Origin of the sequence: Hymenobacter tibetensis, from assembly GCF_022827545.1 — a bacterium.
GTDB lineage: Bacteria > Bacteroidota > Bacteroidia > Cytophagales > Hymenobacteraceae > Hymenobacter > Hymenobacter tibetensis.
In genome coordinates this window covers 2,790,438-2,816,525 of record NZ_CP094669.1, presented here as the reverse complement: position 1 = coordinate 2,816,525, position 26,088 = coordinate 2,790,438, and the positions used below count along the sequence as shown (strand labels likewise).

General features: G+C 53.0%; 22 protein-coding genes, 1 tRNA gene and 1 pseudogene. 8 read left to right on the top strand and 16 right to left on the bottom strand.

The window, feature by feature from the left end; genetic code table 11:
• Nucleotides 1–47: 47 nt before the first annotated feature.
• Together MTX78_RS11220 and MTX78_RS11215 are read right to left on the bottom strand one after the other, a co-directional pair.
• Nucleotides 48–3,260 (bottom strand): tetratricopeptide repeat protein, encoded by a 3,213-nt coding sequence (locus tag MTX78_RS11220; RefSeq protein WP_243802683.1) that lies wholly within the window; start codon nucleotides 3,258–3,260, stop codon nucleotides 48–50.
• 159 nt (nucleotides 3,261–3,419) lie between these two features.
• Entirely contained in the window at nucleotides 3,420–3,683 is a 264-nt protein-coding gene (locus MTX78_RS11215) for a hypothetical protein (protein WP_243802681.1), read from the bottom strand.
• A gap of 108 nt (nucleotides 3,684–3,791) precedes the next feature.
• Here MTX78_RS11215 and MTX78_RS11210 point away from each other — a divergent pair, with 108 nt between their 5' ends.
• Nucleotides 3,792–4,433 (top strand): NUDIX hydrolase, encoded by a 642-nt coding sequence (locus MTX78_RS11210; protein WP_243802679.1) that lies wholly within the window; start codon nucleotides 3,792–3,794, stop codon nucleotides 4,431–4,433.
• Nucleotides 4,434–4,461: 28 nt separating this feature from the next.
• Here the strand turns inward: MTX78_RS11210 and MTX78_RS11205 are convergent, their stop codons facing one another.
• Complete coding sequence (locus tag MTX78_RS11205) at nucleotides 4,462–4,881, bottom strand: BLUF domain-containing protein (protein WP_243802677.1); 420 nt, start codon at nucleotides 4,879–4,881, stop codon at nucleotides 4,462–4,464.
• 210 nt (nucleotides 4,882–5,091) lie between these two features.
• Here MTX78_RS11205 and MTX78_RS11200 point away from each other — a divergent pair, with 210 nt between their 5' ends.
• Nucleotides 5,092–5,556 carry a hypothetical protein gene (locus MTX78_RS11200; RefSeq protein WP_243802675.1) on the top strand — a complete coding sequence of 155 codons (465 nt, stop codon included), beginning with the start codon at nucleotides 5,092–5,094 and terminating at the stop codon, nucleotides 5,554–5,556.
• 30 nt (nucleotides 5,557–5,586) lie between these two features.
• Here the strand turns inward: MTX78_RS11200 and MTX78_RS11195 are convergent, their stop codons facing one another.
• Together MTX78_RS11195 and holA are read right to left on the bottom strand one after the other, a co-directional pair.
• Complete coding sequence (locus MTX78_RS11195; protein ID WP_243802672.1) at nucleotides 5,587–5,823, bottom strand: hypothetical protein; 237 nt, start codon at nucleotides 5,821–5,823, stop codon at nucleotides 5,587–5,589.
• 530 nt (nucleotides 5,824–6,353) lie between these two features.
• Entirely contained in the window at nucleotides 6,354–7,433 is a 1,080-nt protein-coding gene (gene holA, locus MTX78_RS11190; RefSeq protein WP_243802670.1) for a DNA polymerase III subunit delta, read from the bottom strand.
• 180 nt (nucleotides 7,434–7,613) lie between these two features.
• Between holA and tyrS the strand changes: the two genes are divergently transcribed.
• Nucleotides 7,614–8,912, top strand: a complete 1,299-nt coding sequence (gene tyrS, locus MTX78_RS11185) for a tyrosine--tRNA ligase (RefSeq protein ID WP_243802667.1) — start codon at nucleotides 7,614–7,616, stop codon at nucleotides 8,910–8,912.
• 192 nt (nucleotides 8,913–9,104) lie between these two features.
• Here the strand turns inward: tyrS and MTX78_RS11180 are convergent.
• Together MTX78_RS11180 and MTX78_RS11175 are read right to left on the bottom strand one after the other, a co-directional pair.
• A pseudogene (locus MTX78_RS11180) lies at nucleotides 9,105–9,275 on the bottom strand (histone H1); the annotation flags it as partial.
• Between the two features lie 246 nt (nucleotides 9,276–9,521).
• Nucleotides 9,522–10,766 carry an aminotransferase class I/II-fold pyridoxal phosphate-dependent enzyme gene (locus tag MTX78_RS11175; RefSeq protein ID WP_243802664.1) on the bottom strand — a complete coding sequence of 415 codons (1,245 nt, stop codon included), beginning with the start codon at nucleotides 10,764–10,766 and terminating at the stop codon, nucleotides 9,522–9,524.
• Nucleotides 10,767–11,022: 256 nt separating this feature from the next.
• Between MTX78_RS11175 and accC the strand changes: the two genes are divergently transcribed.
• Nucleotides 11,023–12,531: an acetyl-CoA carboxylase biotin carboxylase subunit gene (accC, locus tag MTX78_RS11170; RefSeq protein WP_243802662.1), complete on the top strand. Its 1,509-nt coding sequence runs from the start codon at nucleotides 11,023–11,025 to the stop codon at nucleotides 12,529–12,531.
• Between the two features lie 67 nt (nucleotides 12,532–12,598).
• Here the strand turns inward: accC and MTX78_RS11165 are convergent, their stop codons facing one another.
• The 9 genes from MTX78_RS11165 to MTX78_RS11125 all read right to left on the bottom strand — a co-directional run bounded on the left by MTX78_RS11165 (nucleotide 12,599) and on the right by MTX78_RS11125 (nucleotide 23,415).
• Nucleotides 12,599–14,257, bottom strand: coding sequence for a T9SS type A sorting domain-containing protein (locus tag MTX78_RS11165; RefSeq protein ID WP_243802659.1), 1,659 nt, complete (start codon nucleotides 14,255–14,257; stop codon nucleotides 12,599–12,601).
• Between the two features lie 119 nt (nucleotides 14,258–14,376).
• On the bottom strand, nucleotides 14,377–15,096 hold the full coding sequence (gene bshB1 / locus MTX78_RS11160) for a bacillithiol biosynthesis deacetylase BshB1 (protein WP_243802657.1): 720 nt from the start codon (nucleotides 15,094–15,096) through the stop codon (nucleotides 14,377–14,379).
• A 100-nt stretch (nucleotides 15,097–15,196) separates the two neighbouring features.
• Nucleotides 15,197–16,324 (bottom strand): peptidoglycan DD-metalloendopeptidase family protein, encoded by a 1,128-nt coding sequence (locus MTX78_RS11155; protein ID WP_243802655.1) that lies wholly within the window; start codon nucleotides 16,322–16,324, stop codon nucleotides 15,197–15,199.
• Between the two features lie 141 nt (nucleotides 16,325–16,465).
• Nucleotides 16,466–17,413, bottom strand: coding sequence for a thioredoxin-disulfide reductase (trxB, locus tag MTX78_RS11150; RefSeq protein WP_243802653.1), 948 nt, complete (start codon nucleotides 17,411–17,413; stop codon nucleotides 16,466–16,468).
• Nucleotides 17,414–17,646: 233 nt separating this feature from the next.
• On the bottom strand, nucleotides 17,647–18,510 hold the full coding sequence (locus MTX78_RS11145) for a sigma-70 family RNA polymerase sigma factor (RefSeq protein ID WP_022823752.1): 864 nt from the start codon (nucleotides 18,508–18,510) through the stop codon (nucleotides 17,647–17,649).
• Nucleotides 18,511–18,622: 112 nt separating this feature from the next.
• The gene (gene pnp, locus MTX78_RS11140; protein ID WP_243802867.1) at nucleotides 18,623–20,785 is read right to left on the bottom strand and encodes a polyribonucleotide nucleotidyltransferase; all 2,163 of its coding nucleotides are present in this window, start codon (nucleotides 20,783–20,785) and stop codon (nucleotides 18,623–18,625) included.
• A gap of 187 nt (nucleotides 20,786–20,972) precedes the next feature.
• Nucleotides 20,973–21,248 carry a 30S ribosomal protein S15 gene (gene rpsO / locus MTX78_RS11135; RefSeq protein ID WP_022823754.1) on the bottom strand — a complete coding sequence of 92 codons (276 nt, stop codon included), beginning with the start codon at nucleotides 21,246–21,248 and terminating at the stop codon, nucleotides 20,973–20,975.
• A gap of 212 nt (nucleotides 21,249–21,460) precedes the next feature.
• Nucleotides 21,461–22,894: an LptF/LptG family permease gene (locus tag MTX78_RS11130; protein WP_243802651.1), complete on the bottom strand. Its 1,434-nt coding sequence runs from the start codon at nucleotides 22,892–22,894 to the stop codon at nucleotides 21,461–21,463.
• A gap of 107 nt (nucleotides 22,895–23,001) precedes the next feature.
• Nucleotides 23,002–23,415, bottom strand: coding sequence for an START-like domain-containing protein (locus MTX78_RS11125; protein ID WP_243802649.1), 414 nt, complete (start codon nucleotides 23,413–23,415; stop codon nucleotides 23,002–23,004).
• A gap of 136 nt (nucleotides 23,416–23,551) precedes the next feature.
• On the opposite strand from MTX78_RS11125, the gene MTX78_RS11120 reads away from it, so the two are divergent.
• The 4 genes from MTX78_RS11120 to MTX78_RS11105 all read left to right on the top strand — a co-directional run bounded on the left by MTX78_RS11120 (nucleotide 23,552) and on the right by MTX78_RS11105 (nucleotide 26,038).
• Nucleotides 23,552–23,625 (top strand) — tRNA-Met (locus tag MTX78_RS11120).
• Nucleotides 23,626–23,706: 81 nt separating this feature from the next.
• The gene (locus MTX78_RS11115; RefSeq protein ID WP_243802647.1) at nucleotides 23,707–24,150 is read left to right on the top strand and encodes a hypothetical protein; all 444 of its coding nucleotides are present in this window, start codon (nucleotides 23,707–23,709) and stop codon (nucleotides 24,148–24,150) included.
• 109 nt (nucleotides 24,151–24,259) lie between these two features.
• Complete coding sequence (locus MTX78_RS11110; protein ID WP_243802645.1) at nucleotides 24,260–24,838, top strand: site-specific integrase; 579 nt, start codon at nucleotides 24,260–24,262, stop codon at nucleotides 24,836–24,838.
• A 99-nt stretch (nucleotides 24,839–24,937) separates the two neighbouring features.
• Nucleotides 24,938–26,038 carry an acyltransferase family protein gene (locus MTX78_RS11105; RefSeq protein ID WP_243802643.1) on the top strand — a complete coding sequence of 367 codons (1,101 nt, stop codon included), beginning with the start codon at nucleotides 24,938–24,940 and terminating at the stop codon, nucleotides 26,036–26,038.
• Nucleotides 26,039–26,088: the final 50 nt, after the last annotated feature.

Below are 26,088 nucleotides of genomic sequence, written 5' to 3'. Positions count from 1 at the left end.
ACTAGAATTCAGATTTTTATTTTCGGCAACAGCTAACAGCACTCCATCTATTCCTCCTGCCCAATCGGTCCATCGGTCCGGTTGGTGGTAGTGTCCGTAGGCTGTGCCGTTGAGGGCAGCAAGGAACTGCGCCCAGCGGTTTTGCCTTTCGGCGCCGGAGTGGTTTTGGTGGTTCCCGGCTTGGTGGTCGTGGGCTTGGGTGGTGTGGTGGTAGCACCACCAGCCGGCGCATCGGCGGGCAACGCGGCTAGGCGTTGCTTGGCTCCGGTGATGATTTCGGCCACCGGAAATTTGTTGTCGATGATGGAGTTGAGCGTGGCGCGCGCCTGGAACGTTTCCCCCTGGGCAGCGTAGATGTCGGCAATCAGTAAGAAGCCTCGGCCCTGCCACAACTCATAATTGGAGGAGTTGGTCTTGTAGGCGGCATCCAAGGCTTCGGGGTACTTCTTCTGCTGAAACAGAATGTCAGCCACCAAGTACGACGCTTCGGCCCCGTTCTCATCGGCCGCGGCCGTGGTGGCGGCCGTATTCAACTCGGGTAGGGCTTGGTCGAGGTTGCCGGCCTTCATGCTGGCTTTGCCCAGGTAGAGCAAGGCCGCATTGGTAGCGGCTGGCGAGGCGGCTTGGGTACCTAGCTCGGTAGCTACCCGGCGGGTGCCTTCGTAATCGGCACTTTCATAGTAGCTTTTCATCAGCCCAAGTCCAGCGTTGGCGGCTTCGCGCTTGTTTTGGGCAACCTCACGCAACCGCGTGTAGTATTTGATGGCCTCGGGGTAGTTCTTGTTTTCAAACTCCAGCTCTGCTACCCGGCCTACCGCCCGGTTCAGGTACTCCGATTTCCCTTCCTCCACCACGGCTTTCAGACCAGCTAACGCCTCAACTTTTTTGTCGGTTCTCAGCTGGGCGTCCGCCAGAAAATAACGGCCGTCAGCTGCCAGCGTTGTGCCGGGGTACTGCTTCAAGTAGGACTCCAAGCGAGGAATAGCTTGCGCGTATTTCTCAGCGAGATACAGCGCTTTCGCAGCTTCAAATTCCACGCTTTCGGATGCTTTACTATCCGGGTTTTGCTGCTTGAACTGCGCCAGATACTGATCGAATTCCTCGGTACGGCCTAGTGCCGACAAGCTTTCCTGCAGGCTATAGATGGCGCTGCTAGCTGACTTGGTACGAGGATAAGCGGTGAGCACTTGCTTGAAGTCGGCCACTGCTTTCTCATGCTGCTGCAGGTTGGCGTAGGCTACGCCCCGCTTTTGTAGTGCCTGCGGAATCAGAGTGGAATTCGGACGATTGTTGATCAGCTTGGTGAAGCCATCAACAGCCTGCTGGTAGCTACCGGCCTCGTAGTCGAGTTGGGCTTGCTGATATACTGCGTCGGCGGCGTAGCGCGAGTTGGGTGTGGTACGCAGCAAGGTGCTCAAGGTACTGGCCGCTTCGTCGCGGCGGCCCATCAACCCCAGCACTATGCTTTTTTGATAGTAGGCGTAATCCTTATCGGTCGCGTTGGCCGTAATTACCTTGTTGTACAGGTCCAGAGCCTGTTGGTAGTTTTTGGCTACGTAGTAGGTATCGGCAAGGCGCAGCGTTACATCGTAGTAGTTCGGGTCGGCGGGCTTAGCTACCGGATCTTGCAGCCAAGCCTGAAACTGGGGCCTGGCCCGGTCGTACTGCTGCGTATTGTAGTAGGCATAGCCCAACCCGTAGCGGGCTTTTTGTTCGAAGTCTTTCTCATCGGCATCCACGCCACCTTGCCGGGCCGTACGAGCCGCCGCCGTGTACGCCGTGATGGCGGGCTGGTATTGCTGCCCCACGCTGTAGATTTCACCTTTAAGCACCTGTGCCGCCGCTCGCAACGCATCATCCTGCGGGTACTTCAGGCTTTTATCCAGCAGTGGCAGCGCATCAGAGTAGCGGGCGTTGTTGTAGAGCGTAGCCGCTTGCAAGTACGCCACGCGCTGGTAGGTGGCGTTCAGCTTAGTACTCCGGTCATCGAGGTTGTCGAGGTAGTTGAGAGCCTGCGCGTAGTCTGATGAGTTTAGGAAACCCTCACTCAGCAAATCGTCGGCAACAGCGCGGTTTTTCGAGCGGGGAAAGCGCTTGTTGAAATCTTTCAGCGCCGCAATTGCCTCTGGGGTGTTTCCTAGCTCATAGTTTATCTGCGCGTACTTAAGCGCCGCATTCTCACTGATGTTCTTGTCGAAGCCGAGTTTGCGGGCGGCGTCGAAAGAATTGAGGGCAAGTTGTTTTTGGTTGGTTTGCAGGTAGCTCAGTCCCAGATGGTAGGCGGCGTTCTGTCCCAGCGAATCGCGGCGCGCAGCTACGTTTTTCAAACTCCCAATGGCCCCTTTGAAGTCGCCTTGCTTGAAATTGGCGTAGCCAATCTTGTACTGTACGGCTGGCTCTATCTTCTTACGGCCCGCGGCATACTTGTTGAAATACGTGGCTGCCGTCTTGAAATCACTCTTTTGATAATATGCATCGCCCACTAAGAGTTGAATTTCATCGGCTCCTTGGGGCGGGGGCGTCTGGGCTAGGGCTTTGCTACCGTAATCGATTAAGCCGTCGAAGTCTCCTTCCTTATAGTATATCTGGCTCATCACGGCCGGCACCACCGGGCGGTACGCATCGTTCTGCTCGGCCACGGCCAAGTCTTTTCGAGCCCCTGCAAAATCGCCGGCGCGGTACGCTAGGTAGCCCGCGTAATACGAACTAGCATACCGGTACTCGTGCTGTCCCTGCTTGTTGCGGTCAAATTGCAGCTTGGCCTTATCGAAGTCTTTCTGGGCAAAATAGCTATACCCTAGCTTGAACTCGGCTTCCGCCCGTTGCTCGCCCGAGAGGTTGTCGGCCCCAACCCGTTGCAGATAGTCGGTGGCTTTGGCGTAGTCTTTCTTGTCGAAATAAAACTTCCCTAGCTCGAAAAAGGCAACCGCAGCTTTCGGATGAGCGGGGTTTTGAGTTGCAAACGCTAAAATCCGGTTCTCGGCGTCGGGGTGCTGCAGATACAGCCCCGACACGGCGTAGTAGTAGTCAGCATCAATAATGCGGTTGGCGGCCAGCTCGCCCGCTCGGCGTTGAGTTAGCTCCAGGTAGCGTTGGAAAGCTTGCTGAGCGGCACCGTATTTACCCCGATCAAAGAGTTCGAGGCCTTCTTGAAAGTGGCGCTCGTCGTTGGCGAACACCTGTGTTTGCTGTGCCTGGGCGACTAGCGGGGAAGCAGCGCTGAGAGAGGCGGCCAGCGCAATCCGGGGTATAAACTTCATTGCTCGGCGTTACGGGAAGCGGCCCTAAAGGACCGGGATAGCCAAAAGTAGCGAAAAGTTCGCGCGGGTTGCCCCCAAAACGACTTTTCCACTATCGTAACGCCATACCACGCCCGTTTGGTGTGCTGTTCAGCTAGACGGCCTAGCCATTTGCAGCGCTCATGCCTGCCGCTCCAGCGTCACCTCGTCGCGGGTGAAATCAATGGCGCTTTTATCAACCGGACCGCGGCAAACTACCACACGCGGAGGCGCCAGCTTCCCCTTGCGGCCTGCTTCAATCTGGGCTTCTCCGGTTACGTCTAGCGTTGCTATTACCTGTCCGTTTTGCCGCAGCTCCCACGCCCCTGGTTTCACAACGCCTTCCAGATGCCCTACCAAGAAGGTTTCCGTGAGTGAGATGGAGATGATATCTAAGATCTGCATGGGATAGAGTGCCAAAAAATACGTGCCGAAGGTCGTTACAGTAACGCTCAATTTTTCAAGGCTACAAGATAGAATCTAACTTGCCTCCTCATCATTACCCGCTTTCCAATGACTGCTGCCTCGTTGCTTTATCATGCCCAGCGCCTACAAGCCTTAGCACAAGCTGGCTTGGCCTATACGCAAAACAACTATGATGTAGAACGCTACGAGGAAATTCGTGCCATTAGTGTGCAGCTGCTACAGGAATTGAGTGCCAACAACGAGCCATTAGACAAAATAACTAGGCTATTTGCTTCTGAAACCGGCTACCAAACCCCCAAGGTAGATGTACGGGCCGTTATATTTCGAGGCTCCGAGGAACTCTTGCTGGTGCAGGAAAAGATGGATGCCAACAACTGGACGCTACCCGGTGGCTGGGCCGATGTCGGCTATACCCCCTTCGAAGTAGCCGTGAAAGAAGCTCATGAAGAAACCGGTTACCACGTAGAAGCCCGCCGTTTGCTTGCCCTCTTCGATAAGAAAAACCACCCCCACCCACCCCAGCCGTGGTACGTGTACAAGGCGTTTGTGCTCTGCGAAATCACCGGCGGTATGTTGCTTTCCGATACTCCCGAAACCACTGGGGCGCGCTGGTTTCGAGAAGAAGAAATCAGCGCCTTGTCGTTGTCTACGGACCGGGTTACAGCCTCGCAGCTCACCACACTGTTTGCGTTTGCACGTCAGCCGCAAATACCCACCCTGTGTGATTAGCGCGTACCCGCAAGTACAGACCAGAAGGCTATTCCCCAACTAGCATGTACTGGCGCAGCAAGTTCAGCAGCAGTGAGTCGGCACCACTCAAGCCTTCAAAAGCCGGGTCGAGGCTACTAGGAGAGCGAAACCCCTCGAGCCGCTCGAAATCCGCAGCTTGCACAGGACGAAATGCCATGGCCCAATCAGGAAAGCTCCGGGCCTCCACGTGCTTGTCGGCTAGCTTAAGAACACTGGTATGACGGGGGTCCTGCTCGATGTAGCTGTAAAGGCGGTGTACAACATCGGCATCTCCTTCCAACAGCTGCATAAACTGCCCATCGTGATATAGCAATAAGCCTGTGACATTTTCTCTTGCGTTGCGCAGCCGCGCTTTGGTGAGCAACTCTTGTAGCTCGTCATCGGAGAAAGGATGCGTGGCTGAGCTGCTGTAAATAAGAAGGTGCATAAATCGGAGAAGACAGACAGTTGCTGTCAGTAGTTGACCTGTGCTCACAGCGCACAACGGTAACTAAGCTGGCAAGACAACGAATAACATTCTTTCTGATACGATTAAGCCCCTCGAGAGGAGAACAAAATTTCAACTTTTTGCCAAGCCCTACCAACCATGCGAGAAAACGCTTGTTGTTGGGACCAGCACCAAGCTTATTCTTACTTAATGACTTTCTATGAAAACGCAGCCGGTCGTATACGCGTGAACGCGGCCAGCTTTTATCTGCACGTGGATTGGTCGAACAATCAACTACCCGACGACAGTATTTACGAGTTGCTAGAACAAGTTCTTTTAAAGCTACAGCAAGAGCAGTGGCATAAGGTTCTATTTCACCAACACAATCGTGGGACGCTCAGCATTCCGGTATCTGCGTGGGTTGCCCTGGATTGGTTGCCGCGGGCGGTCCGAGCGGGTTACCTCTATGGGGCCTTCGTACTTTCCCGCAACATGGTTACCCGCCTGGATACGACAGCCGCCGGCAACGACTACAGCAAGCGAAGTCCACTACCAGTGTATCAATACTTCGAGCAAGAGGCTGATGCCATTGCGTGGTTGCTTGATGCTGAAAAAACCAACCCGTTGCCCAAGCGCAAAAGACACTTTTCTACGAAAGCAGAGCCTAAAGAGTAGCTTCTGACGCTACGCCACACTCCTAGCCCGTTACGACTGGCTATAGGGCAAGTAGCTATTAGCCGCCTGAATTAAGGCGGCGGCGCCGATATCGGGGCGCTGCACCAACAACTGCTGACACCCAATTTGCAAGCGCAGCAACTGCACCGGGGTAATGTGGCGGATAGGCTCGTTGCGCGCTTCCACTACCTGAGATAGCAGAACGGCAGCGGTACTGAAATTCTCGTCGTGCAATGCAGCTCGGAAAGCAACTTCTGTCTCAGTCATGGCAGGTGTTTTTCCATGACTTTTGCAATAAACATACCAACCGCCAAATAATAACACCCTTTTCCCCTATTTACCTTTTATAGTGCAACTTCATCAAATTACACTTCCGTGCCCTGGTATTGCCAGAACGAATTGTTAAGGTAAGAGGCTATTCTACAGCCAACTTCGCTTAGGCTGCAACACTCAACTCCGGTAGCGGCGACGATACAATGGAAGGAACGCCGACTTGAGTGATTAAAAAAGCAAAGGCTACGAGAGGCAATGATACCGGCTGGGGTGCGGCTACTGCGGCAGGTACGAGGCGTTGGATCGGTAGCATAATAATATCCTAGGTGGATACAAAACTACCACGTACCTCCTCCGTGAAAAAGGAAAAGTTCAACGGCTCAGTGACTAGTACAATTCACATAATTTTTAGGCTATCAGGTAGAGCTTATCTTGCCTGTTTCAAGCCACCTAGAGCCTTAATGCCTTTGCATCTAATACTTGCGTATTTTGAATAGTATGTATTTTCGTCTTTACCAAGACTTCTATCCCCCTGTTACGGCGTGTAAAGGCACCGGATGTAGCACCAGCCATACCAGCTCCCGCAGTATCTCGCCATCCGTCATCGAGCCACTTTCTATGCCTTTGCTCTGTGCATCGGCGCGCCTAATTAGGTGCACAATACTGCGAGTACGCTCGAAAGGAAACACCTTTAAACCGGTTTGGTAGTCTTTGCGGGCGAAAGTACTCCGCAGATTAAGCCGGTTCCAATCGGCCTCGGTTGGGTTGGGCAACTGGTGCAACGCTAGCAGCCGGGAGAAGTAGTTGAACAGCAGCGTTAAGTTTGGAATGAGCGGGTTGGCTTTCGGGTTGGCCTCGAAATACAGCAGAATGCGGTTGGCCTTCAGCACGTCGCGCCGAATCAGGGCGCTCTGCAACTCGAAAATGTTGTACTCTTTGCTGATGCCCACCATCCGCTGCACCAAATCCTCGTCAATAGGCTGGCTAGGTGCCAGGTTGAGAAGCATTTTGTCTACCTCGTTGGTGAGGCGTCCTAGCTCCGCCCCAATGTACTCGGAGAGCATGGCAGTGGCTTGGGGCGTGATGTTGCGTTGCTTGCTGCGCACGTAGCCCGTCAGCCAAGCAGCCACTTGGTTGTCATAGAGCTTTTTGCTGGTCATAAGCACGGTACCCGGCGGGCTAGGCTCCTTTTTGTCGCCGGTCAGTAGCTTGCCTAGCTTCTTACGTGCATCTAGAGTTTTGTGTTTGTAGCAAAAAACCAGTACGGTGCTTTGCAACGGGTTCTTCAAGTAGGCTTCCAGAAAGGGCCATGACTTCTCGGCTTCCAAGTCAGCAATAGTTTGTGCTTCCTTCACAATTACCACCGAACGTTCCGCCATCATTGGGAAGCGCTTGGCTTGCCCGAGAATGGTTGCTACGTCGGCATCCTTGCCGTAGAGCACCACTTGGTTGAACCCCTTCTCATGCTCTTGCAGCACGTTTTTCTCTAGAATATCGGCTATGTGGTCGATATAGTACGGTTCCTCACCCTGCAGAAAATAAACAGGTTGATACTGCCGCTGCTGGAGTTGCTTGAGTAGTTCGTCGGCGGAGAGAACAGGCATGGGGAAGATCAGTTGGAAGCAGCCAATTGCGGAGTTTAGGCGGCAAGTAGCGTAACAGGTGGAAAGTGCATGGCAAAGGTACCGCAGGCACGTTACCTTTGCGGCCTCTTACCCGGTTTTCCTGCAGTTCTGCAACTCGCTGGACCCACCACCTGACACTTACTAACCAACAACTACTAGATGGATTTAATTGAAGAACTGCGCTGGCGTGGGATGTTTCACGACATGATGCCTGGCACCGACGAGCATCTGCGTCAGAACGCACCCATCACCGGATACATTGGCTTCGACCCCACGGCTTCTTCGCTGCACATCGGCAACCTGGCCACCATCATGCTGCTGGTGCATCTGCAACGGGCTGGGCACCGCCCGCTGGCGCTGGTAGGTGGTGCCACCGGCATGATTGGTGACCCGTCGGGAAAGTCGGCGGAGCGCAATCTGCTGGATGAGGAGGCCCTACGGCGCAACCAAGCCGGTATTCAAACTCAACTAGAGAAGTTTCTTGACTTCAACGACAGTCCAACCGGCGCTCGGGTAGTCAACAATTATGATTGGTTCAAGGAGTTTGGCTTCCTGCAATTCCTGCGTGAAGTAGGCAAGCACCTTACCGTGAACTATATGATGGCCAAAGATTCGGTGAAACGCCGCATCAGTGGCAACGAAGAGTCAGGTGCTGAAGGCCTGAGCTACACTGAATTCAGCTATCAGCTGCTCCAGGGCTACGACTTCTTCCACCTTTATAAGGAGTTGGGCACCACCCTGCAAATGGGCGCCAGCGACCAATGGGGCAACATCACTACCGGCACGGAGTTGATCCGGCGCATGAGCGGCGGCGAGGGCAAAGCGTACGCGCTTACCGGCCAGCTTATCACGAAAGCTGACGGCACCAAGTACGGCAAGAGCGAAACCGGCACTGTGTGGCTGGATCCGACCATGACCTCGCCGTACCAGTTCTACCAGTTCTTCCTTAACGCTGCCGACGCCGACGTACCACGCCTTATCCGTGTGTTCACCCTGCTACCCCAGCCTGAAATTGAAGCCCTAGAAGCTGAACATGCCCAGGCCCCGCACCTACGCGTGTTGCAGAAGGCCTTGGCCAAGGACGTGACCATTCGGGTACACTCTGAAGCGGCCTACGAAGCGGCGCTGGCGGCCTCGCAAGTATTGTTCGGAGGTGGTGAGTTGAGCAGTTTAGATGAGGGTACGCTGCTGGATGTATTTGCCGGCGTACCGCACGTGGAAGTACCACACGCTTCGCTTTCCGAGGTGAATGTGGTGACATTGCTCAGCGACTCTACTAATGCCGTTATCTTTTCTTCGAAAGGCGAGGCCAAGAACATGATTAAGGGCGGTGGTGTGAGCCTGAACCGTATTAAAGTAACCGGCGACCAAATGGCCCTTGACATTCCTCTCTTGCTGGATAAATACTTTGTAGCGCAAAAAGGCAGGAAGAATTACTTTCTAATCAAGTTAGTATAGCACACCGAAAAGTGCGCTAACATAAAAAGGCCCTACCGCTATTCGGTAGGGCCTTTTCAGTAACATCAAAACTGCGAGAAACGCAGCTCTGTTGCTTTTAACTTACTTCTTCTTTGCTGGAGCAGCCTTCTTGGCAGCAGCAGGAGCTGCGGCTTTCTTGGCAGCCGGAGCGGCAGCAGGAGCAGCAGTAGCGCTGTTTTTCGCGTTCTGTACTTCCGTACGGATGCTCTGTGCCATGTTCTTCAGTTCCTGCATGCCTTTACGAACGCGGGTACCGGCAGCCGAGTTTTTCTTGTCGTAGAATTTCTCGAAGTCGCTTTCCAGGCCTAGCACGAGGTCCTTGAGGTCGCTAAAATTGCTCATGTTTGATGGGGTTGAGAGGAATGAAACAATGGGTTTGTTGGGGCCTAATATACAGGGATTTCAAATACAAGCAACAGCTCATATTTTTTTTCAAAGCCGCCTAGTCAGCCCGAGAGGCACATTTTGGCCTTTGTTCATGCACTTTCGCCGTAGCAACCCCATCTGGTTTTGTTGCCATAGTACAAAAAGCAGAGGCCGGAACCCTCTCGGATTTCCGGCCTCCATTCATTTTAGCAATTAAGCTACCTAAAGCCCTGCTGGCACCTCTGCCTTGGAATACAGCCCTTTGTTGAGCTTCTCGGCTACCATTTCGAAGGCCCTGATGGTCTGCGTCACGTCGTCGAGCGTATGAGACGCCGTAGGAATAAGACGCAGCATAATCACGCCTTTTGGCACCACCGGATATACGACAATAGAGCAGAAAATGCCGTAATTCTCGCGTAAATCGAAGGTTATCTGAGTTGCGTCCGAAATCTGGCCCTGCAGCATCACAGGCGTTACCGGCGACTGCGTGGTACCAATATTGAAGCCTTTTTCGCGCAAACCACTTTGCAGCGCCCGTACTACGGTCCACAGGTTGTCTTTCAGCTCTGGCTTGGTCCGCAGCAACTCCAACCGCTTGATGGCGCCCACTACGAGCGGCATTGGCAAGCTTTTGGCGAAAATCTGGCTCCGCATGTTGTAGCGCAAATATTCAATTACGTTTTCGGGGCCCGCAACGAAGGCACCGATGCTCGCCATAGACTTCGCAAACGTTGAAAAATATAGGTCTATGCCATCTTGCACGCCTTGTTCTTCGCCCGTTCCAGCCCCTGTAGTGCCCATTGTACCGAAGCCGTGGGCATCGTCAACAAACAAACGGAACTCGTATTTCTCTTTCAATGCCAGCACCCCGCGGAGGTCGCCCATGTTGCCCGACATACCGAAAACGCCCTCCGTAATAACGAGGATGCCGCCGCCTGTTTCGTCGGTAATGCGCTTGGCCCGTTGGAGCTGCTTTTCCAGGCTGGTCATGTCATTGTGCGGATACACGAACCGCTTGCCTTGGTGTAAGCGCACCCCATCAATGATGCAAGCGTGCGATTCGGCATCATACACAATAACATCGTGCCGGTTCACTAGCGCATCAATGATGCTTACTACGCCCTGATAGCCGAAGTTGAGCAGCATGCAGTCCGGCTTCTGTACGAAATCGGCTAGCTCACTTTCCAGTTGCTCGTGTAGGTTGGAATTGCCCGACATCATGCGCGCTCCCATCGGCAGGGCCATGCCGAATTCGGCTGCCCCATCGGCATCAGCTTTGCGCACTTCCGGGTGGTTGGCCAAACCCAAATAGTTGTTTAAGCTCCAGGTAAGTACTTCTTTGCCGCGAAAAATCATACGGGGCTTGATTTCGCCTTCCAGCTTAGGGAATGCAAAATAGCCGTGCGCATAGTGCGAGTGAATACCCAGCGGGCCGCGGTTAGCGGCAATCTTTTCGAAAAGATCCACGAGGGAACAAGTTAAATGTGAAAAAGAAAAATGAGTAGTTAAGATTGCACTTAACCCTCCGATAATGTACAAAGTTATGGCAATCTGTAAAAGTAACAGCCTACTAGCTGGCTTCCTAGTCTCTATCCCTCCGCACAGAATCAGGTAAAGGGCTTTACGGAGACGCCGGAAAGGCGTTTCTTTACTTGCTGATTGGTTAAATAACCATCTTAACGCCGCACGCTCTTTACTTTCTCTCGTCCTCTCCCACCCCTATATGAAAAGAATAACCAAGCTGCTCGTTGCCAACCGCGGCGAAATTGCCCTGCGAGTATTACGCTCCGCCAAGGAAATGGGCATTCAAACAGTAGCTATCTATTCGGAGGCCGACCGCAATGCGTTGCACGTACGCTACGCGGATGAAGCCGTCTGTGTAGGCCCACCGGCCTCCGCCCAAAGCTACCTACGAGGCGACAAGATTATAGAGGTCTGCCAGCAACTAGGGGTTGACGCTATTCACCCGGGCTACGGCTTTCTAAGCGAAAACGCGGGCTTTGCTCGTATGGTAAAAGAGGCCGGATTGATTTTCGTAGGGCCTTCGCCGGAAGCAATGGAGCTGATGGGCTCTAAACTGGCAGCCAAAGCGGCTGTCTCGCACTACGGTATTCCAATGGTGCCCGGCACAGAAGAGGCCATCACCAACGTGGAGGCAGCCAAATCCATAGCCCGGGAAGTAGGCTTCCCTATTCTGATCAAGGCTTCGGCTGGTGGCGGCGGCAAGGGCATGCGCATTGTCAACTCGGTCGATGAGTTCGAGGAACAAATGCAGCTAGCTGTGTCTGAAGCCACCTCGGCATTTGGTGATGGTTCGGTGTTCATAGAGAAGTACATTGGGTCGCCCCGGCACATCGAGATTCAAGTTCTTGGCGACGAGCATGGCAACATTGTGCACTTATTTGAGCGGGAATGTAGCATCCAACGGCGTCATCAGAAGGTAATCGAGGAAGCGCCTTCTTCGGTGCTCACGCCTGAACTGCGTGCTGCTATGGGTAAATGCGCCGTGGATGTAGCACGCGCTTGTGCTTATACCGGAGCTGGTACCGTGGAATTTCTGCTCGACGAAAACAAGAACTTCTACTTCCTGGAGATGAATACGCGTCTGCAGGTGGAGCACCCCGTAACCGAACAGATTACCGGCCTCGATCTGGTAAAAGAGCAAATACAAGTAGCCCAGGGCGTGCCATTGCGCTTTGCGCAGGAAGACCTCACTATCACCGGCCACGCCTTGGAACTGCGCGTGTACGCCGAGGACCCGCAGAACAACTTCCTGCCTGATATCGGAACCCTCACCACCTACGTGCGCCCCCAAGGCCCGGGCGTGCGTGTCGACGACGGCTTCGAGCAAGGCATGGAAATTCCTATTTACTACGACCCCATGATTGCCAAACTGGTGACTTTTGGCAAAGACCGTACGGAAGCCATAGCACGCATGCTGCGCGCCATAGCTGAGTACCAGATTACTGGCATCGAAACCACCCTGGCCTTCGGCCGCTACGTGCTCGAACACCCCGCTTTCGTGAGTGGCAATTTCGACACCAATTTCATTCGTGACCATTTCCCGGCCGATGCTCTCAAGCCCGCACCGCTAGATGAAAGCACCGCCAAACTTGCCGCCGTACTAGGGGCAATGCTCATGACCGACAAGAAACCTGCCGTAGTAGCTTCCTCGGATGCACCGACGGCCGCCGGCTCGGCGTGGAAAAGAAACCGATTGGGCGTTCGGTAGCAAACGCACCAACGATAAAAAAGAAAAGCCCAGCCAACTTGGCTGGGCTTTTTCAGTAGTAGGAGAATCAGTTGATAGCCAGACGTTGGCTGTATACAGAACCTTCAGGCCCCTCTATACGCAGAATGTATAGACCCGACGGATAATTCTTAACTGCTATTTCTATCGGCTCAATGGCTAATCCAGTTATTGCTTTCCGAAGCACAGTGCGGCCCAACGCATCCACCAAGTGCAGATGCCAGCCAGTCCGTGTTGTTGCCGAAGAAGGCCATTGAACCTGCACTACATCGTGGGCAGGATTAGGATATAAGGCCAATTGATGGAAGTCAGAACCGTTGACAGCAGCAGCAGACATTGGCAGGGACTCGCTGTCGAGCTTTATAACCCAATAGTCGCTGCTTCCTTGGCTGGGCTGGCTTTTGTCTCCAGTAGCGCCAGAGACTGAAGTACCACCAATTATATAACTGCCGTCGGCAAGCTGTTGTAAGCTATATACTTGATCTGCCTGACTGCCCCCCAGAGTACGGTCCCAAAGTTTGGCGCCTTGTGCGTTTAACTTGACGACCCAATAATCTCCTCCTCCTCGGGGTGACTCAGTTTTATCTCCTGATATATTGGATACTGAAGATCCTCCAATAGCATAACCACCATCTCGCGTCTGCTGAATGGCATAGCCTACATCACCAGATGTTCCGCCGATGGTACGGTCCCATTGCTTTGCTCCAGCAGCGTCCAGTTTCACCAACCAGATATCACTCTCGCCCTTGCTAGGTTCAGTCTTGTCGCCCGAGATTCCCGATGTTGACTCTCCGCATACTATATAACCGCCATCGGCAGTTTGCTGTACTCTGCGCATAGCATTAGTACCACTTCCCCCGAAGGCACGATCCCACTGTTTGTTTCCCTGCGCATCTATTTTTACCATCCAATAGTCTCGGACTCCTCTTAGTACATCTGTTCGGTCTTCTGAAGCATCAGACAGAGACGATCCTCCTAAAATGTACCCCCCATCGGTAGTCTGCTGTATCTCAGAAAAGAACTCTGTTGCATTACCACCAAAAGTACGGTCCCACTGCTTGTTACCTTGGACATCAATTTTGATAATCCAATAGTCAGTGCTGTTAGGAAAGACTGGATCAGCTCGGTTAGGCTGCGTTTTATCACCAGTGATACCAGAACTCGAATAACCACCTAGTATATACCCACCATCGGAGGTTTGTTTCAGGCTCCGAAGTGTTTCACCTTCACTTCCTCCGTAAGCACGGTCCCATTGCTTATTACCTTGCGCGTCTAGCTTTACGACCCAGTAATCAAAATTTCCTTGACCAGCTTGGGTTTTGTCACCCCCGATGCCTGAGAAGGAAGTGCCTCCCAAAAGGTACCCACCATCGGCTGTTTGCAACACACTCCATAGCTCGTCGTTTTGCGCGCCGCCAAACCTACGGTCCCACTCCTTTATACCGGCGGCTCCAAGTTTAACTATCCAATAGTCACTGGCAACACCTTGGTTCGGCTGGCTTCTATCCCCTGAAACACCCGAACTCGACGCTCCGCCCAGTATAAAGCCACCATCCAAGGTAGGTTGGGCAGTATTTAGCACATCGGCTTGACTACCGCCGAATGAACGTTCCCACTGCACAGTAGGCGCTTGCGCAGAAGCTGTGTAAGCGGGCAATAGCACACAGGATACCAATGAAGAGTAAATCCAACGTAGTGGTTGTAGCATAAGATCGAAAGTGAAGTCAAAAAAGACGTCACAAGCTAAACACTACGTTGCTATTTTCTCTACGTTAGGTTAGAGCACTCTTCGAAAACGCGGGTGGGTATATTCTGCTTTGCGTTGCATCAAATTAAATCTGTAACCTGCCGCACGCCCAAGGTGCGCTCCCGCGTGAAGCCTTCTCCGAACTCCACTCCTATCAGGTGGCCAAATTCGCGGGCGCGGGCTTCCATGAACTTACTGAACTCTTCACTTGACAGGTAGGTAGCCGGCTCTTTGCTATTCGGGTCAAAGAACTGCGTTTGATACGCCTTGAGCGACTCCCATTTCCCAGACCAATGCGCGGTAATATCCACCACAAAGTCAGCAGGAATCTGGCGGTCCTGGATGTAATGGTACACGTGCTTGGGGCGCCAGGGCTGCTGAGGCTGGCCATCGTGGTCTAGTGTTTCTATCATGCGCAAACCCGCCAAAAAACAGGCCTCCGATACCAACTGTGAGCCGCGCCCATGGTCGGGGTGCCGGTCGTGGATGGCGTTACAGAGCACTACTTCGGGCTGGTAGCGGCGGATTGCGGCAATAACGGGCAGTTGGTGCTCTTGGTCGTTGCGGAAGAAGCCATCTGCCAAGCCAAGGTTTTCGCGGGTGCTCAGGCCTAGTATCTGGCTGGCCGCCGCCGCTTCCTGCGCCCGAATAGCTGGCGTGCCCCGGGTGCCTAATTCTCCGCGCGTCAGGTCCACGATACCAATCGTTTTACCTGCCGTCGCGGCTGCAAGCAACGTACCGGAAGCCGACATTTCAACATCGTCGGGATGCGCCCCAAAGGCCAGGATATCTAGTTTCATGTGGTGTGGTTAATAAATAGCAGAAGTGGTAGCGGGTTGGTTGTTCAACTGCGTGAGCTAGGGAACCACCAATCTGCTACCACTTCCACCATGAAGCGCTCTATTTAACTCTCAGTGAACGACCAATCCGCAGAACGGCTGTTCCACCATTCAGGCGCCGCAGTTGCGCCTGCGAAACCCCATATTTGTCTGCAATTTCTGACAGCGTATCGCCGCTTCTGACCTTGTGCGTCACAACTCGCCGGGCGGCGGAGGGTTTGCCCCGGCTGCTGCTACTGCGCGTAGCAGCTCCTGGTACGCTCCCCCCTCTATATTTCAAGGACCTACTGTAGTAGTTGAACAGTGCGGAGGTAATCTGGAAATTGTCTTTAATCAGCTTGTAGTCGGGAAAGTCATACATCCTTTCCGGATCAATCGGGTTGCCTTCGTACCGCACTTCGTAGTGCAGGTGGGAACCCGTACTACGCCCTGTACTGCCGCCGTAACCAATCAGTTGACCAGCTTTTACAAAGGTACCCGGCGTTACAAGCGCCTTCTGCAGGTGGCCATACAGTGTTTCAATGCCGTTGTAATGCCGTACCAGCAGATAGTTGCCGTAGCCAGAGCCGTCCCATTTGCTGATGCGCACTACCCCGTCGAAAGCGGCCTTCACGGAGTCGCCGGTTTCCAGGTCCAAGTCGACTCCATAGTGCCAACGGGAACCACGAAACCCAAAGTCCGACGTAAGGGGCGTTTTTACCAGGGGCATCTTGGCGTAGCGCTGCCGCTCGGGTTCGGTGAGTTTGAGGTTCAGCGTATCCCGAATGCGCCGACCGTCCACCCGGTATGGGTTGATGTTGTGCGTATCCCAAATAGCATAATAGCCTGCTACTTGAATCCAGGAAGAATCGATCCTTACTTCTTCCTTTACCTCTACAATGTGCTGGCCGCCTTCATTCAACGAAGAAGTATCCTCGCTCACGATGGAAAGCTTCTTTGCCGGATTGAAAAAGATGGATTTTGCTGCATCGGAACCGTCGTCTGGCAGCTCCTCGGTTTCAATTAGAATGGTAGTGTCGGGGCGTACGTAGCGAATAGTAGGCGACTTGAGGCGAAAAAAGTCGCTGCGCTTGTTGGCAGAACCGGCTTTAGCCTTCGGAGCGGGCACCGGACGACGCTGAGCTTGCAGCTGGCCGGGCAAGCCAAGAAACAGCCCGATCAGTAGCAATGGCAGCAGCCAGTGTTTCAAAAAATTCAGCAAGAGCAAGAAAGATGAAAAGTTGAAATGGCGAGGTGAAGAAACAATAAGATGGCAAGTGTTCGTCCTGGTTGCAGCCCGCAGGGATACGGCCTAGAACGTCACTTACCATCTCACTATTTCACCAGCTCACTAATGGTCGCCGAGACCAGCCAGGTACCGCTCGGCATCCAGCGCTGCCATGCAGCCCGAACCCGCCGCTGTAATAGCTTGCCGATAGGTGTAGTCTTGCACGTCGCCGCAGGCAAAAACGCCGTCTACGTTGGTTTTGGCAGTACCAGGCAGCGTTTTCAGATAACCTTGCTCGTCATGGTGCAGATATGGCTGAAATATCTTGGAGTTAGGCTCGTGGCCGATAGCTACGAAGAATCCGTCCACATTCAGGTCACGCGTTTCGTGGGTTAGTGCGTTCTTAACGCGGGCCCCTTCCACGGCATGCTCACCTAAAATTTCCTCGGTTACGGTGTTCCACAACACCTCAATCTTTGGATTGTCGACCACACGCTTTTGCATGATTTTAGAAGCGCGCATCTCTCCTTTCCGCACGATCATATACACCTTACTGCACAAGTTGGCCAGATAGGTAGCCTCTTCGGCCGCTGTGTCGCCGGCACCTACAATAGCTACGTCTTTGCCACGGTAGAAAAATCCATCACAAACGGCGCAGGCCGATACGCCTGAACCATTCAGACGCATTTCGGAATCTAGCCCAAGCCATTTGGCCGAAGCGCCGGTAGCAATAATGACGGTATCGGCGGTTAGTTCCAGCTTTTCGTCGATAGTAATTTTGTGCGGATGACCCGAAAAGTCAACGGCAGTGGCAATGCCGTAACGGATATCGGTGCCAAAACGGGTAGCCTGCTTTTTCAGGTCCTCCATCATTTCCGGGCCCATTACACCATCAGGATAGCCCGGGAAATTCTCTACATCGTTGGTAATGGTAAGCTGGCCACCGGGCTGCAAGCCCTGATACATCACGGGCGCTAGGTTGGCGCGGGCAGCATAAATAGCAGCTGTATAGCCAGCCGGGCCGGAGCCGATAATCAGACACTTTATGTGTTCTGGGGTGTTATTCTCCATTAGAGTCAGGTAGCGCACGCTTGCGCTTGCGCCGTGAAATGATGAGTTTGGATGGCAAAGGTAAGCGAGTAGAACGGAGTGGCATGCTGCTCTGTCGAGCAACTACCCTCTAGCTCTATAACACGCGAAGCCAACAGTAAATTTCGTACACTGAAAAGAGCTCCACTTCCTCACTTTTCGCAACAAAAAACCCCAACTGGAAGGCCGGGGTCTTTTGTTAGCGGGGTAGAAAATTACCCCAAATACGGCTTCAACGCTTTGGAGCGCGAAGTATGACGTAAACGACGGATTGCCTTTTCTTTGATTTGACGCACACGCTCACGGGTAAGGTTGAACTTCTCCCCGATTTCTTCCAGTGTCAGCGAATGCTCCCCGTTTAAGCCGAAGTACAACGTAATAACGTCGGCTTCGCGCTTGGTAAGCGTGCTTAGTGCGCGCTGTACTTCTTTGCGAAGCGAGTCGTTCATCAAGCCGGTGTCCGGAGACTCTTCGTCCTCGTTTTCAAGTACGTCAAGCAAACGGTTTTCTTCGCCCTGCACAAACGGAGCATCAACCGATACGTGACGACCCGAAATTTTCAGGGTATCAACCACTTCAGAAGTGGTCAGTTCCAATACTTCGGCAATTTCCTCGGGCGACGGTTCACGCTCGAATTTTTGCTCTAGCTCAGAAAAGGATTTACTGATTTTGTTGAGCGAGCCCACGCGGTTCAGCGGCAAGCGCACAATGCGCGACTGCTCAGCTAAGGCTTGCAAGATAGACTGGCGAATCCACCAAACGGCGTAAGAAATGAACTTGAAGCCGCGGGTTTCATCGAAGCGCTTGGCTGCTTTAATCAAACCAAGGTTGCCCTCATTGATCAAATCACCCAGCGAAAGGCCTTGATTTTGGTACTGCTTAGCTACCGACACTACGAAACGCAGGTTAGCTTTGGTCAGCTTTTCCAGCGCTTGCTGGTCACCTTCCTTAATGCGTTGCGCCAGCGTCACCTCCTCATCGGGTGTGAGCAGATCTACCTTACCAATCTCCTGGAGATATTTGTCCAGCGACTGGCTTTCGCGGTTGGTAATCTGCTTGCTGATTTTTAACTGTCTCATTGCGGGCGCGAGAAGTATGTATTTCTGAAATTGTTGAGCATCTAAAACCCTTCCTACGGGTACCAATTAGTTGTTAGCAACGCAGTGGTACCCGCGAAAGTTCTACGGTTTGCTACTGAGCCGCACCGTTCTGTTCGGCTGCCCGCTCTGGCTTCGGCAAAAGCACCTTGCGAGACAAACGATACTTGCCGGTTTTCTTGTCAATATCGAGCAGTTTCACATCAATTTCCTGCCCTACCTCGAGTACGCCTTCCAGTGCCGAAAGCCGCTCATGCGACACTTCCGAAATGTGCAGCAGGCCATCTTTGCCTGGCATAATCTCCACAAACGCACCGTAGGGCTGAATGCTGCGCACTTTGCCTTTGTAGGTTTCGCCCACTTCCGGCGTAGCGGCAATAGCCTGGATCCGGCTGATGGCGGCTTGCATATCTTCCTTGTTGGAAGCGTAGATGCTCACGTGGCCTTTCTCGTCCTTCTCCTCGATGATAACCGTGGCGTTGGTATCCTTCTGGATCTGCTGAATCACCTTGCCGCCTGGCCCGATAACGGCACCGATATACTCTTTGTCGATGAGCATCTTGTGCGAACGAGGCGTATGCGGCTTAAGGTCGGCAGCCGGAGCGTTGATGGTTTTGGCCATCTCGCGCAGGATATGCAGCCGGCCCTCACGTGCCTGGTGCAATGCCGCCGTCAGAATTTCGTTGCTCAAGCCTTGGATTTTAATATCCATCTGGCAAGCCACAATACCCTTTTCGGTGCCGGTTACTTTAAAGTCCATGTCGCCGAGGTGGTCTTCGTCACCGAGGATGTCGCTCAACACGGCGTATTCACCGGTTTCTTTGTCTTGTACCAAGCCCATGGCAATACCTGCCACTGCTGCCCGCACTTTCACGCCGGCATCCATCAACGCCAGCGAACCAGCACATACCGTGGCCATCGAGCTAGAGCCGTTCGACTCCAGAATGTCCGACACAATACGGATGGTGTAGGGGTTTTCTTCGTCGGCGGGAAGCACCCGCTTCAAGGAACGCTGAGCTAGGTTGCCATGCCCAATTTCGCGGCGGCCGGGGCCACGATTTGGCTTTACTTCACCGGTCGAGAAAGCTGGGAAATTGTAGTGCAGCATGAACTTGCTGTACCCCGACTGCATAGCCGAATCAATGATTTGCTCGTCGAGTTTAGTACCCAAAGCCACCGTGGTCAACGACTGGGTTTCGCCGCGCGTGAACAAGGCCGAACCGTGCGCACCGGGCAGGTAGTTTACCTCGCTCCAAATCGGACGAATTTCAGTGAGCTTACGACCATCGAGGCGCGTACGCTCTTTGATCATCATGTCGCGGATGGCTTTTTTCTCTGCCGATGAATAGTAGCGGCCAAACTGCTTCATATCCAGTTCGGGCTGCTCGGCAATCAGCTGCTGCAAAAACTGCTCTTTCACGCCACCGAAGCCTTTTTTGCGGCCAGCTTTGCTGGTGTCACCCAACTGGGCCACTTTATAGGCTAAGTCGTAGATGCCCTGCGTAACGCGGGATTTGAGGTCCTCGTTTTCCTCGTACTTGGGGTATTCGCGCTTGATTTGCGCCTTTTCCACGGCAGTGGCCAACTCGTTTTGCACGCGGCACTGCTCCTTGATAGCTTCGTGCGCGTAGGCAATGGCTTCCACCATTTCCTCTTCACTCACTTCGTCCATTTCCCCTTCTACCATGGCCACCGAATCGGCCGTGGCGCCTACAATCAGATCGATGTCGGCGCGGGCAATGTCGGCCGTCTTCGGGTTGATTTGCAGCTTTCCATCGATGCGAGCAACCCGCACTTCCGAGATTGGGCCAGCAAACGGAATATCAGATATAGTAATAGCAGCCGAAGCAGCCAAGGCGGCCAGCGCGTCGGGTTGCACTTCTTTGTCGGCTGAAATCAGCGAAATTAGAACTTGTACTTCGTAGTGGTAGTCCTTCGGGAACATGGGACGCAAAATGCGGTCCACGATGCGGCATATCAGAATTTCCTGATCGGAAAGACGACCTTCACGACGCTGGAAGGAGCCTGGAATTTTACCGGCACCGCCAAATTTCTCCTGATAATCCACGGAAAGCGGCAGGAAGTCCACGTCGCCACGGGCACTTGGTTGCGACACCACCGTAGCCAGTAACATAGCATCGCCGAGGCGCACCACGACAGCGCCATCAGCAAATTTGGCCAGTTTGCCGGTTTCGATAGAAATCTGCCGGCCATCCGGCAGGGTAATGTGTTTGGTAACCGCGTTGTAGTTGGGCATCATCTATTTGCTTGGAAGCGACAGCGGGCGAGCAGCCGAAAAAACAGGGCCTGCAATGGCCCTACTTTGCTCTGAGTATTACTCTTTGGAAGATAACAGCGGAGTGGTCGGAAATGTACCAAACCCGACAAAAAAAGAGCAGGGAACCTTTCGTTGCCGAAAGGCTCCCTGCTTGCACGGGGCTAGGTTACTTACGAATACCTAGCTCCTTGATGATGGCACGGTAGCGGTTGATTTCGCGGTGCTGGAGATAGTCCAGCATCCGACGGCGCTTACCAACAAGCTTCAACAAACCCAAACGGGTCGAGAAGTCCTTCTTGTTCACTTTCAAGTGCTCCGTGAGGTGCGTGATGCGGTGCGTGAACAACGCAATTTGTGCTTCAGCCGAACCGGTGTCGGTGGCTACTTTCTGCAGGCTGTTTTTCTCGAAAATGGCCTGTTTTGCTTCGGTTGTGAGTTTCATCGGCAGATAGGTATTCCCCGTCTTGGATATAAAAATGAAAAGAAAATGTCACCCCGCACCTCGAGGTGGCCGCAAAGGTACGAAAAATTAGCTTCGATTTGGTTGTTTCACGCTGATACTAGGCAATCTACTCTGGAATAAGCCGCCGGCTAGCAACTAGCTAGCGTAGTAGAAACGCTGCCAGAATGAGTGCTATACTCCTCGCACCCCTGCTACACTGTGCGTTTGTAACCGCGGAAAGGCCACCGGATTTTGGCTGGCACTTTTCCCCACAGATTCCAATCAAGCAGCCCCGAGTCGTTACGTGCTTGATACAGAAAGAACAAGCCAAAGGGCAACAAGATAAGTGTGGACATCCACATCCCGAATTCAACGGGCATCACCCCTTCCCGCCCGTACTTCTCCCCAATAATAGAGAAGATGTAGTAAACTATAAAAAACAGAATAGATACCAGGATGGGCACACCCAAGCCCCCCTTTTTGATGATTGCACCCAGGGGCGCACCAATCAGAAACATCAGCAAAATAGCCGTTGACTGCACGTATTTGCGGAACACCTCGATGCGGTAATTGCTGGATTCTTTTACCAAGCCTGCCAACCGCTCACCGGTGCTTCCAGCGAAAGCTCGCACATTGCGCGCTCGGTTGCTCGCCTGCTCCAGCGTGCTGGCATTCACAACGGGCAGCCGCGTGGCTGGCACCTGCCACTCCGCCACCCGACGGTTGGCCGCGCGCCCGGTGGTATCAAAGCGCAGGTACGTGTAGTAGGGCGACACCATGCGCGGCACCTGTCGCTTCTCGGTACGGAGGCGGTTTTGCAGGGAGTCGATGAAGTGCTCCAACTGCCCCACGTTCTTCATCATCTTGTTGTCGGAAAACAATTCCTCTTTGGTCCGGTCGAGGTCAAAAGAAGCGAGGGAGAACGTAATCATGTTTCGAGCAAACGCCTGCCGAATGAAGGTAGCCCCTGTGCGGCTGTTAGCATCGGGCTGCTCTACGTAGCTTTGGCCTCGAAAGAGTTCCAGCCCTAGATACTGCCCTCCAAAGCGCGTAAACATCCGGCCTGAATCGGCTAGAATTACGCGCATACTACCGGAGCCCTGCGTATGGTCGTAAATCATAACGCCCATCAGGATTTCCCCGTCTTCTCCCTGTTTATCGTCCACCTTAATGGTGTAGCCGGGAATACCGTTGTAAAAGACACCCGGTCGAATATCAAGAGCTAGCTTCTGTTGGCGCAAATCCCAAAGCAAGCTGTATGCCTTTAGATTGGCCTTGGGCACTATGGTATTGTTGAACCAAAAAGCAAACACAGCCAGCAATGCGCTAGTTATCAACACCGGCCGCAGGATACGCGTAAGCGAAATACCGGAGGTCTTGATGGCCGTTAGTTCGTGGTGTTCGCCAAGTGTACCAAACGTCATAAGTGACGAGAGTAGCACAGCCAGTGGCAACGACACGGGCACCATCAAAACACTAAAAAAGAATAGCAACTGCCCAATAATGTCGATGCCAAGGTCTTTTCCAACCAAGTCATCCAGGTATTTGAGCATGTATTGGGTGAGCAAAATGAATTGCACCACCGCAAACGTGAGAAGAAAAGGACCAGCAAAGGCCCGTAAGATTAGTTTATCGAGTTTTTTCATGCTTGCGCTACGGGCTGCTCCCAACGGAACTACCATGAAAGAGCGTTTCGGTAACGAAGGTACTGTTCGTTTCGTGCGCGCTCTACATTCGTAGGCAGAAACGAAAATTACCCTCCTACCTGTTCCCGCAATTTTTGGGCTAGGCCCTCCCACATTTCCTGTAGTTCTTCTTCATCAGTTTCTTCGGAATAGTCCATCACGCGCACATATACTTCCTGCGTTAACTGCGATTCTTCCAAACTAAAATCCAGAAAATTGGCATCGGGAGTAAGACGCTTATTGGCATCGAGAAAAACAAACCGAACCGACCGGTTGGTGCGGTGAGAATTCATTTCGGCGTAGTGGGGCTGATTGTCCCAGATAAAGTTGAAACGGTGGTCTTCGTCGATTTTCACGTCTTGACAAAACCATTGCGAAAGGCCAGAAGCTGACGCCAAGTATGGGTACAGAATTTTGGGTGACGCATTGATTGGAAACTCGACTGTGAAGCGGTGTTTGCGACGAGTAGCGGAAAGAGGCATAAGCGGAACTAATAAGAATGTACTCTCCCGACAACTCAGAGAATGTCGGACAAGAGCCAATATACACGTGTTTTTTTTCAAGGAGATACTTGCACAGAAACAAATATAGTTTCTACCTTTGCGGCACCAAAAACCCGGCGGGGTAGCTCAGTTGGTTAGAGCACAGGATTCATAACCCTGAGGTCACGAGTTCAACTCTCGTCCCCGCTACTTGTAAAAACGGCCTTTCCAGTGCGGAGAGGCCGTTTTTTGTTGTCCGTGATTTTTTTATCACAGTTTTGTCACAACGCCATGTTTTCGCCTGAGTATGAGCCCCGGCTTTTCGATGCGGACGGTGACCTCTCCAAGCGCTGGTACATCGACTATCGGATCTGGGATACGGATAAGCAGGCGTTCGTGCGCAAGCAGTACACGGGCATCAATAATTACAGCACCCTGCGCGAGCGACGCTGGGTGTGCAAGGAAAAACTAACCGAAATTCGGCAGCTGCTTGATGAAGGCTACACGGCTGGCGTCACCCCCGCGGTCAACCTAGGCTTAGACGCTAGGACGGCCACCGTGCGCGAGGCGGTGGAGTGCGTAGTGGAGCGCAAGGCCGCGGCCGGCGGGAGCGTCGCCTTCTACAACGTGGCCCTGCGCCGAATCCGCGGGGGTAATTGCCACCCTGCAGCTGAAATATCTTACGCTGGCGCACATCACGGCTTTCCTGGACGAGCAGAGCAAGCGCGGCATTGAGGCGAAAACCTACAACAACTACCGCAACAGCCTCAACGCCTCCTTCAATTATCTGGTCAAGCAGGAGATTCTGCCCAAGAATCCCTGCAAGCCCGCCGAGCTGCGTAAGGTGGCGGCCTCCCCTATTTACGTTCCTTACACCGAGGCCGAGCGCCAACGTATTACCGCTGAAATCCTGGAGCGGGGCGACGAGCAGTTCCTGCTCTACATCGGTTTCATCTATTACGGCTTTATCCGCAGCGGCTCGGAGCTACGCCTACTGCGCGTCAAAGAATTAAAAGAGCGTACGGTACTGGTGCCGGCTGCCCGAGCCAAAAATGGCAAGGCTGAGCACGTGGCCATCGTTAAGCAGCTGGCGGCTTTGATTGAACAACACCGGTTGTGCAGCTACCCACCGGACTACTACGTATTCACTAAAGAGCGCCAACTCGGACCAGTACCTGTAGGCAAGAACTGGTTTGCCAAGCGCCACCGCAAGGTTTTGGAAGCCGTGGGCCTTAACGACGGCGAGCATACGGTGTACGGCTACAAGCACACAGGTGCCATTAACTTGTACCTCGCTACTAAGGATATTGAGCTAGTGCGTCGCCATTGCCGCCACGCGCACGCCGGCATTACGGCCACGTATCTGCGCAAGCTGGGCCTATTTGATGACGAGGCTCAACTAGACAAGATGCCCGACTTCTAACTACAATGCCCCTTCATCAACCTGTGGCAAAGAGGTGTTTTAGCTGAAAACCTGATTTCACTACTTTTGCCACCTTATCCCTATTTACCAATACTATAAATGGCTGCAAAATCAGAATTAAAAGCTCTAACCGGAGTACGCTTTATTGCCGCTTTCTATGTCTTCATATTCCACATAGACCTACACACTCCCCTTACATTTCTGCCCGATTGGGTACGAACGGTTGTTCAGCAAGGCTCTTTGGGGGTGAATTTTTTCTTCGTACTGTCTGGTTTTTTACTTGCTTACAGCCACTTGCAAGATTTTACGGATGGAGGAAAGATGAAAGCGGGCTATTACCGCTGGTTTCTGTTCAAGCGCTTCAGCCGGATTTATCCGGTCTATTTTGCGGGCCTCCTCCTGAGCTTAGGTGTTAGCATGCTCTTCGGGCAGCGTCCCCCAGCCTACATCATTCTACTAAATACCTTGATGCTGGAGGCTTACACCTGGTGGATTGCCTTCTGGTGGTATGGTACCATGGCCTGGTCGGTTTCCGCTGAGTTTTTCTTCTACCTGCTCTTTCCGCTGCTGTTGCCGGTGCTGCTGAGCATTCGTTCCGCGCGAATAGTATGGGTAGTACTACTTGGTGTGTGCCTGCTCAGCGCCTTGCCTGGCTTGGCACACAACATTTCACCGAGTTGGGCACCCATGAACCTGCAGTACGCCTTCCCACCATTGCGCCTGGCTGAGTTTGTCGCGGGTATGCTGACCGCCATTCTTGTTTTCCGGTTCAAGGTAAGTGTGCCTTCCTGGATGGGAGCAGCTGCAGTTACAGCGCTGGCAGTCTGGCTGGTTGTGCTTGGACCTTATTTAAAAGGAGCCGTCATTCATAACATCGTGGTAGTTCCTGGCTTGGCGCTGTTGCTAGCCAATCTTTCACAGCCCGAACCCGCTGGCATATGGCGGTGGCTAGGAAGTTCGGTATTGGTGTACTTGGGGCGCATCAGCTACAGTTTCTACATTACTCAGTTCTGCCTGATGTTTACGCTGGAGCAACTGACTGGCCTGCCAACAAGCTATGTGGTGCTAGCAGGCATGTTGCTCCTGAACCTTCTGCTTGCGACCTTCTTTTATGAAATGGTTGAAAAGCGCAGCCATAAGTGGCTCCTTACTTTTGGGACCAAATATGTGAAAGCGCAAGCACCTATTTCAGTAGCCTAGCTACAATTAAACAGGTTGATCTACCTCTCATCAGATACTTGTGCACAATA

Bases quoted from the DNA above. Each gene is read 5' to 3' on its own strand.
- MTX78_RS11105 (WP_243802643.1), top strand. From the start codon at position 24,938: ATGGCTGCAAAATCAGAATTAAAAGCTCTAACCGGAGTACGCTTTATT.
- pnp (WP_243802867.1), bottom strand. From the start codon at position 20,785: ATGCCCAACTACAACGCGGTTACCAAACACATTACCCTGCCGGATGGC.
- MTX78_RS11195 (WP_243802672.1), bottom strand. From the start codon at position 5,823: ATGACTGAGACAGAAGTTGCTTTCCGAGCTGCATTGCACGACGAGAAT.
- MTX78_RS11165 (WP_243802659.1), bottom strand. From the start codon at position 14,257: ATGCTACAACCACTACGTTGGATTTACTCTTCATTGGTATCCTGTGTG.
- MTX78_RS11115 (WP_243802647.1), top strand. From the start codon at position 23,707: ATGTTTTCGCCTGAGTATGAGCCCCGGCTTTTCGATGCGGACGGTGAC.
- MTX78_RS11205 (WP_243802677.1), bottom strand. From the start codon at position 4,881: ATGCACCTTCTTATTTACAGCAGCTCAGCCACGCATCCTTTCTCCGAT.
- tyrS (WP_243802667.1), top strand. From the start codon at position 7,614: ATGGATTTAATTGAAGAACTGCGCTGGCGTGGGATGTTTCACGACATG.
- MTX78_RS11125 (WP_243802649.1), bottom strand. From the start codon at position 23,415: ATGCCTCTTTCCGCTACTCGTCGCAAACACCGCTTCACAGTCGAGTTT.
- rpsO (WP_022823754.1), bottom strand. From the start codon at position 21,248: ATGAAACTCACAACCGAAGCAAAACAGGCCATTTTCGAGAAAAACAGC.
- MTX78_RS11210 (WP_243802679.1), top strand. From the start codon at position 3,792: ATGACTGCTGCCTCGTTGCTTTATCATGCCCAGCGCCTACAAGCCTTA.
- MTX78_RS11145 (WP_022823752.1), bottom strand. From the start codon at position 18,510: ATGAGACAGTTAAAAATCAGCAAGCAGATTACCAACCGCGAAAGCCAG.
- trxB (WP_243802653.1), bottom strand. From the start codon at position 17,413: ATGGAGAATAACACCCCAGAACACATAAAGTGTCTGATTATCGGCTCC.
- bshB1 (WP_243802657.1), bottom strand. From the start codon at position 15,096: ATGAAACTAGATATCCTGGCCTTTGGGGCGCATCCCGACGATGTTGAA.
- accC (WP_243802662.1), top strand. From the start codon at position 11,023: ATGAAAAGAATAACCAAGCTGCTCGTTGCCAACCGCGGCGAAATTGCC.
- MTX78_RS11215 (WP_243802681.1), bottom strand. From the start codon at position 3,683: ATGCAGATCTTAGATATCATCTCCATCTCACTCACGGAAACCTTCTTG.
- MTX78_RS11220 (WP_243802683.1), bottom strand. From the start codon at position 3,260: ATGAAGTTTATACCCCGGATTGCGCTGGCCGCCTCTCTCAGCGCTGCT.
- holA (WP_243802670.1), bottom strand. From the start codon at position 7,433: ATGCCTGTTCTCTCCGCCGACGAACTACTCAAGCAACTCCAGCAGCGG.
- MTX78_RS11130 (WP_243802651.1), bottom strand. From the start codon at position 22,894: ATGAAAAAACTCGATAAACTAATCTTACGGGCCTTTGCTGGTCCTTTT.
- MTX78_RS11200 (WP_243802675.1), top strand. From the start codon at position 5,092: ATGACTTTCTATGAAAACGCAGCCGGTCGTATACGCGTGAACGCGGCC.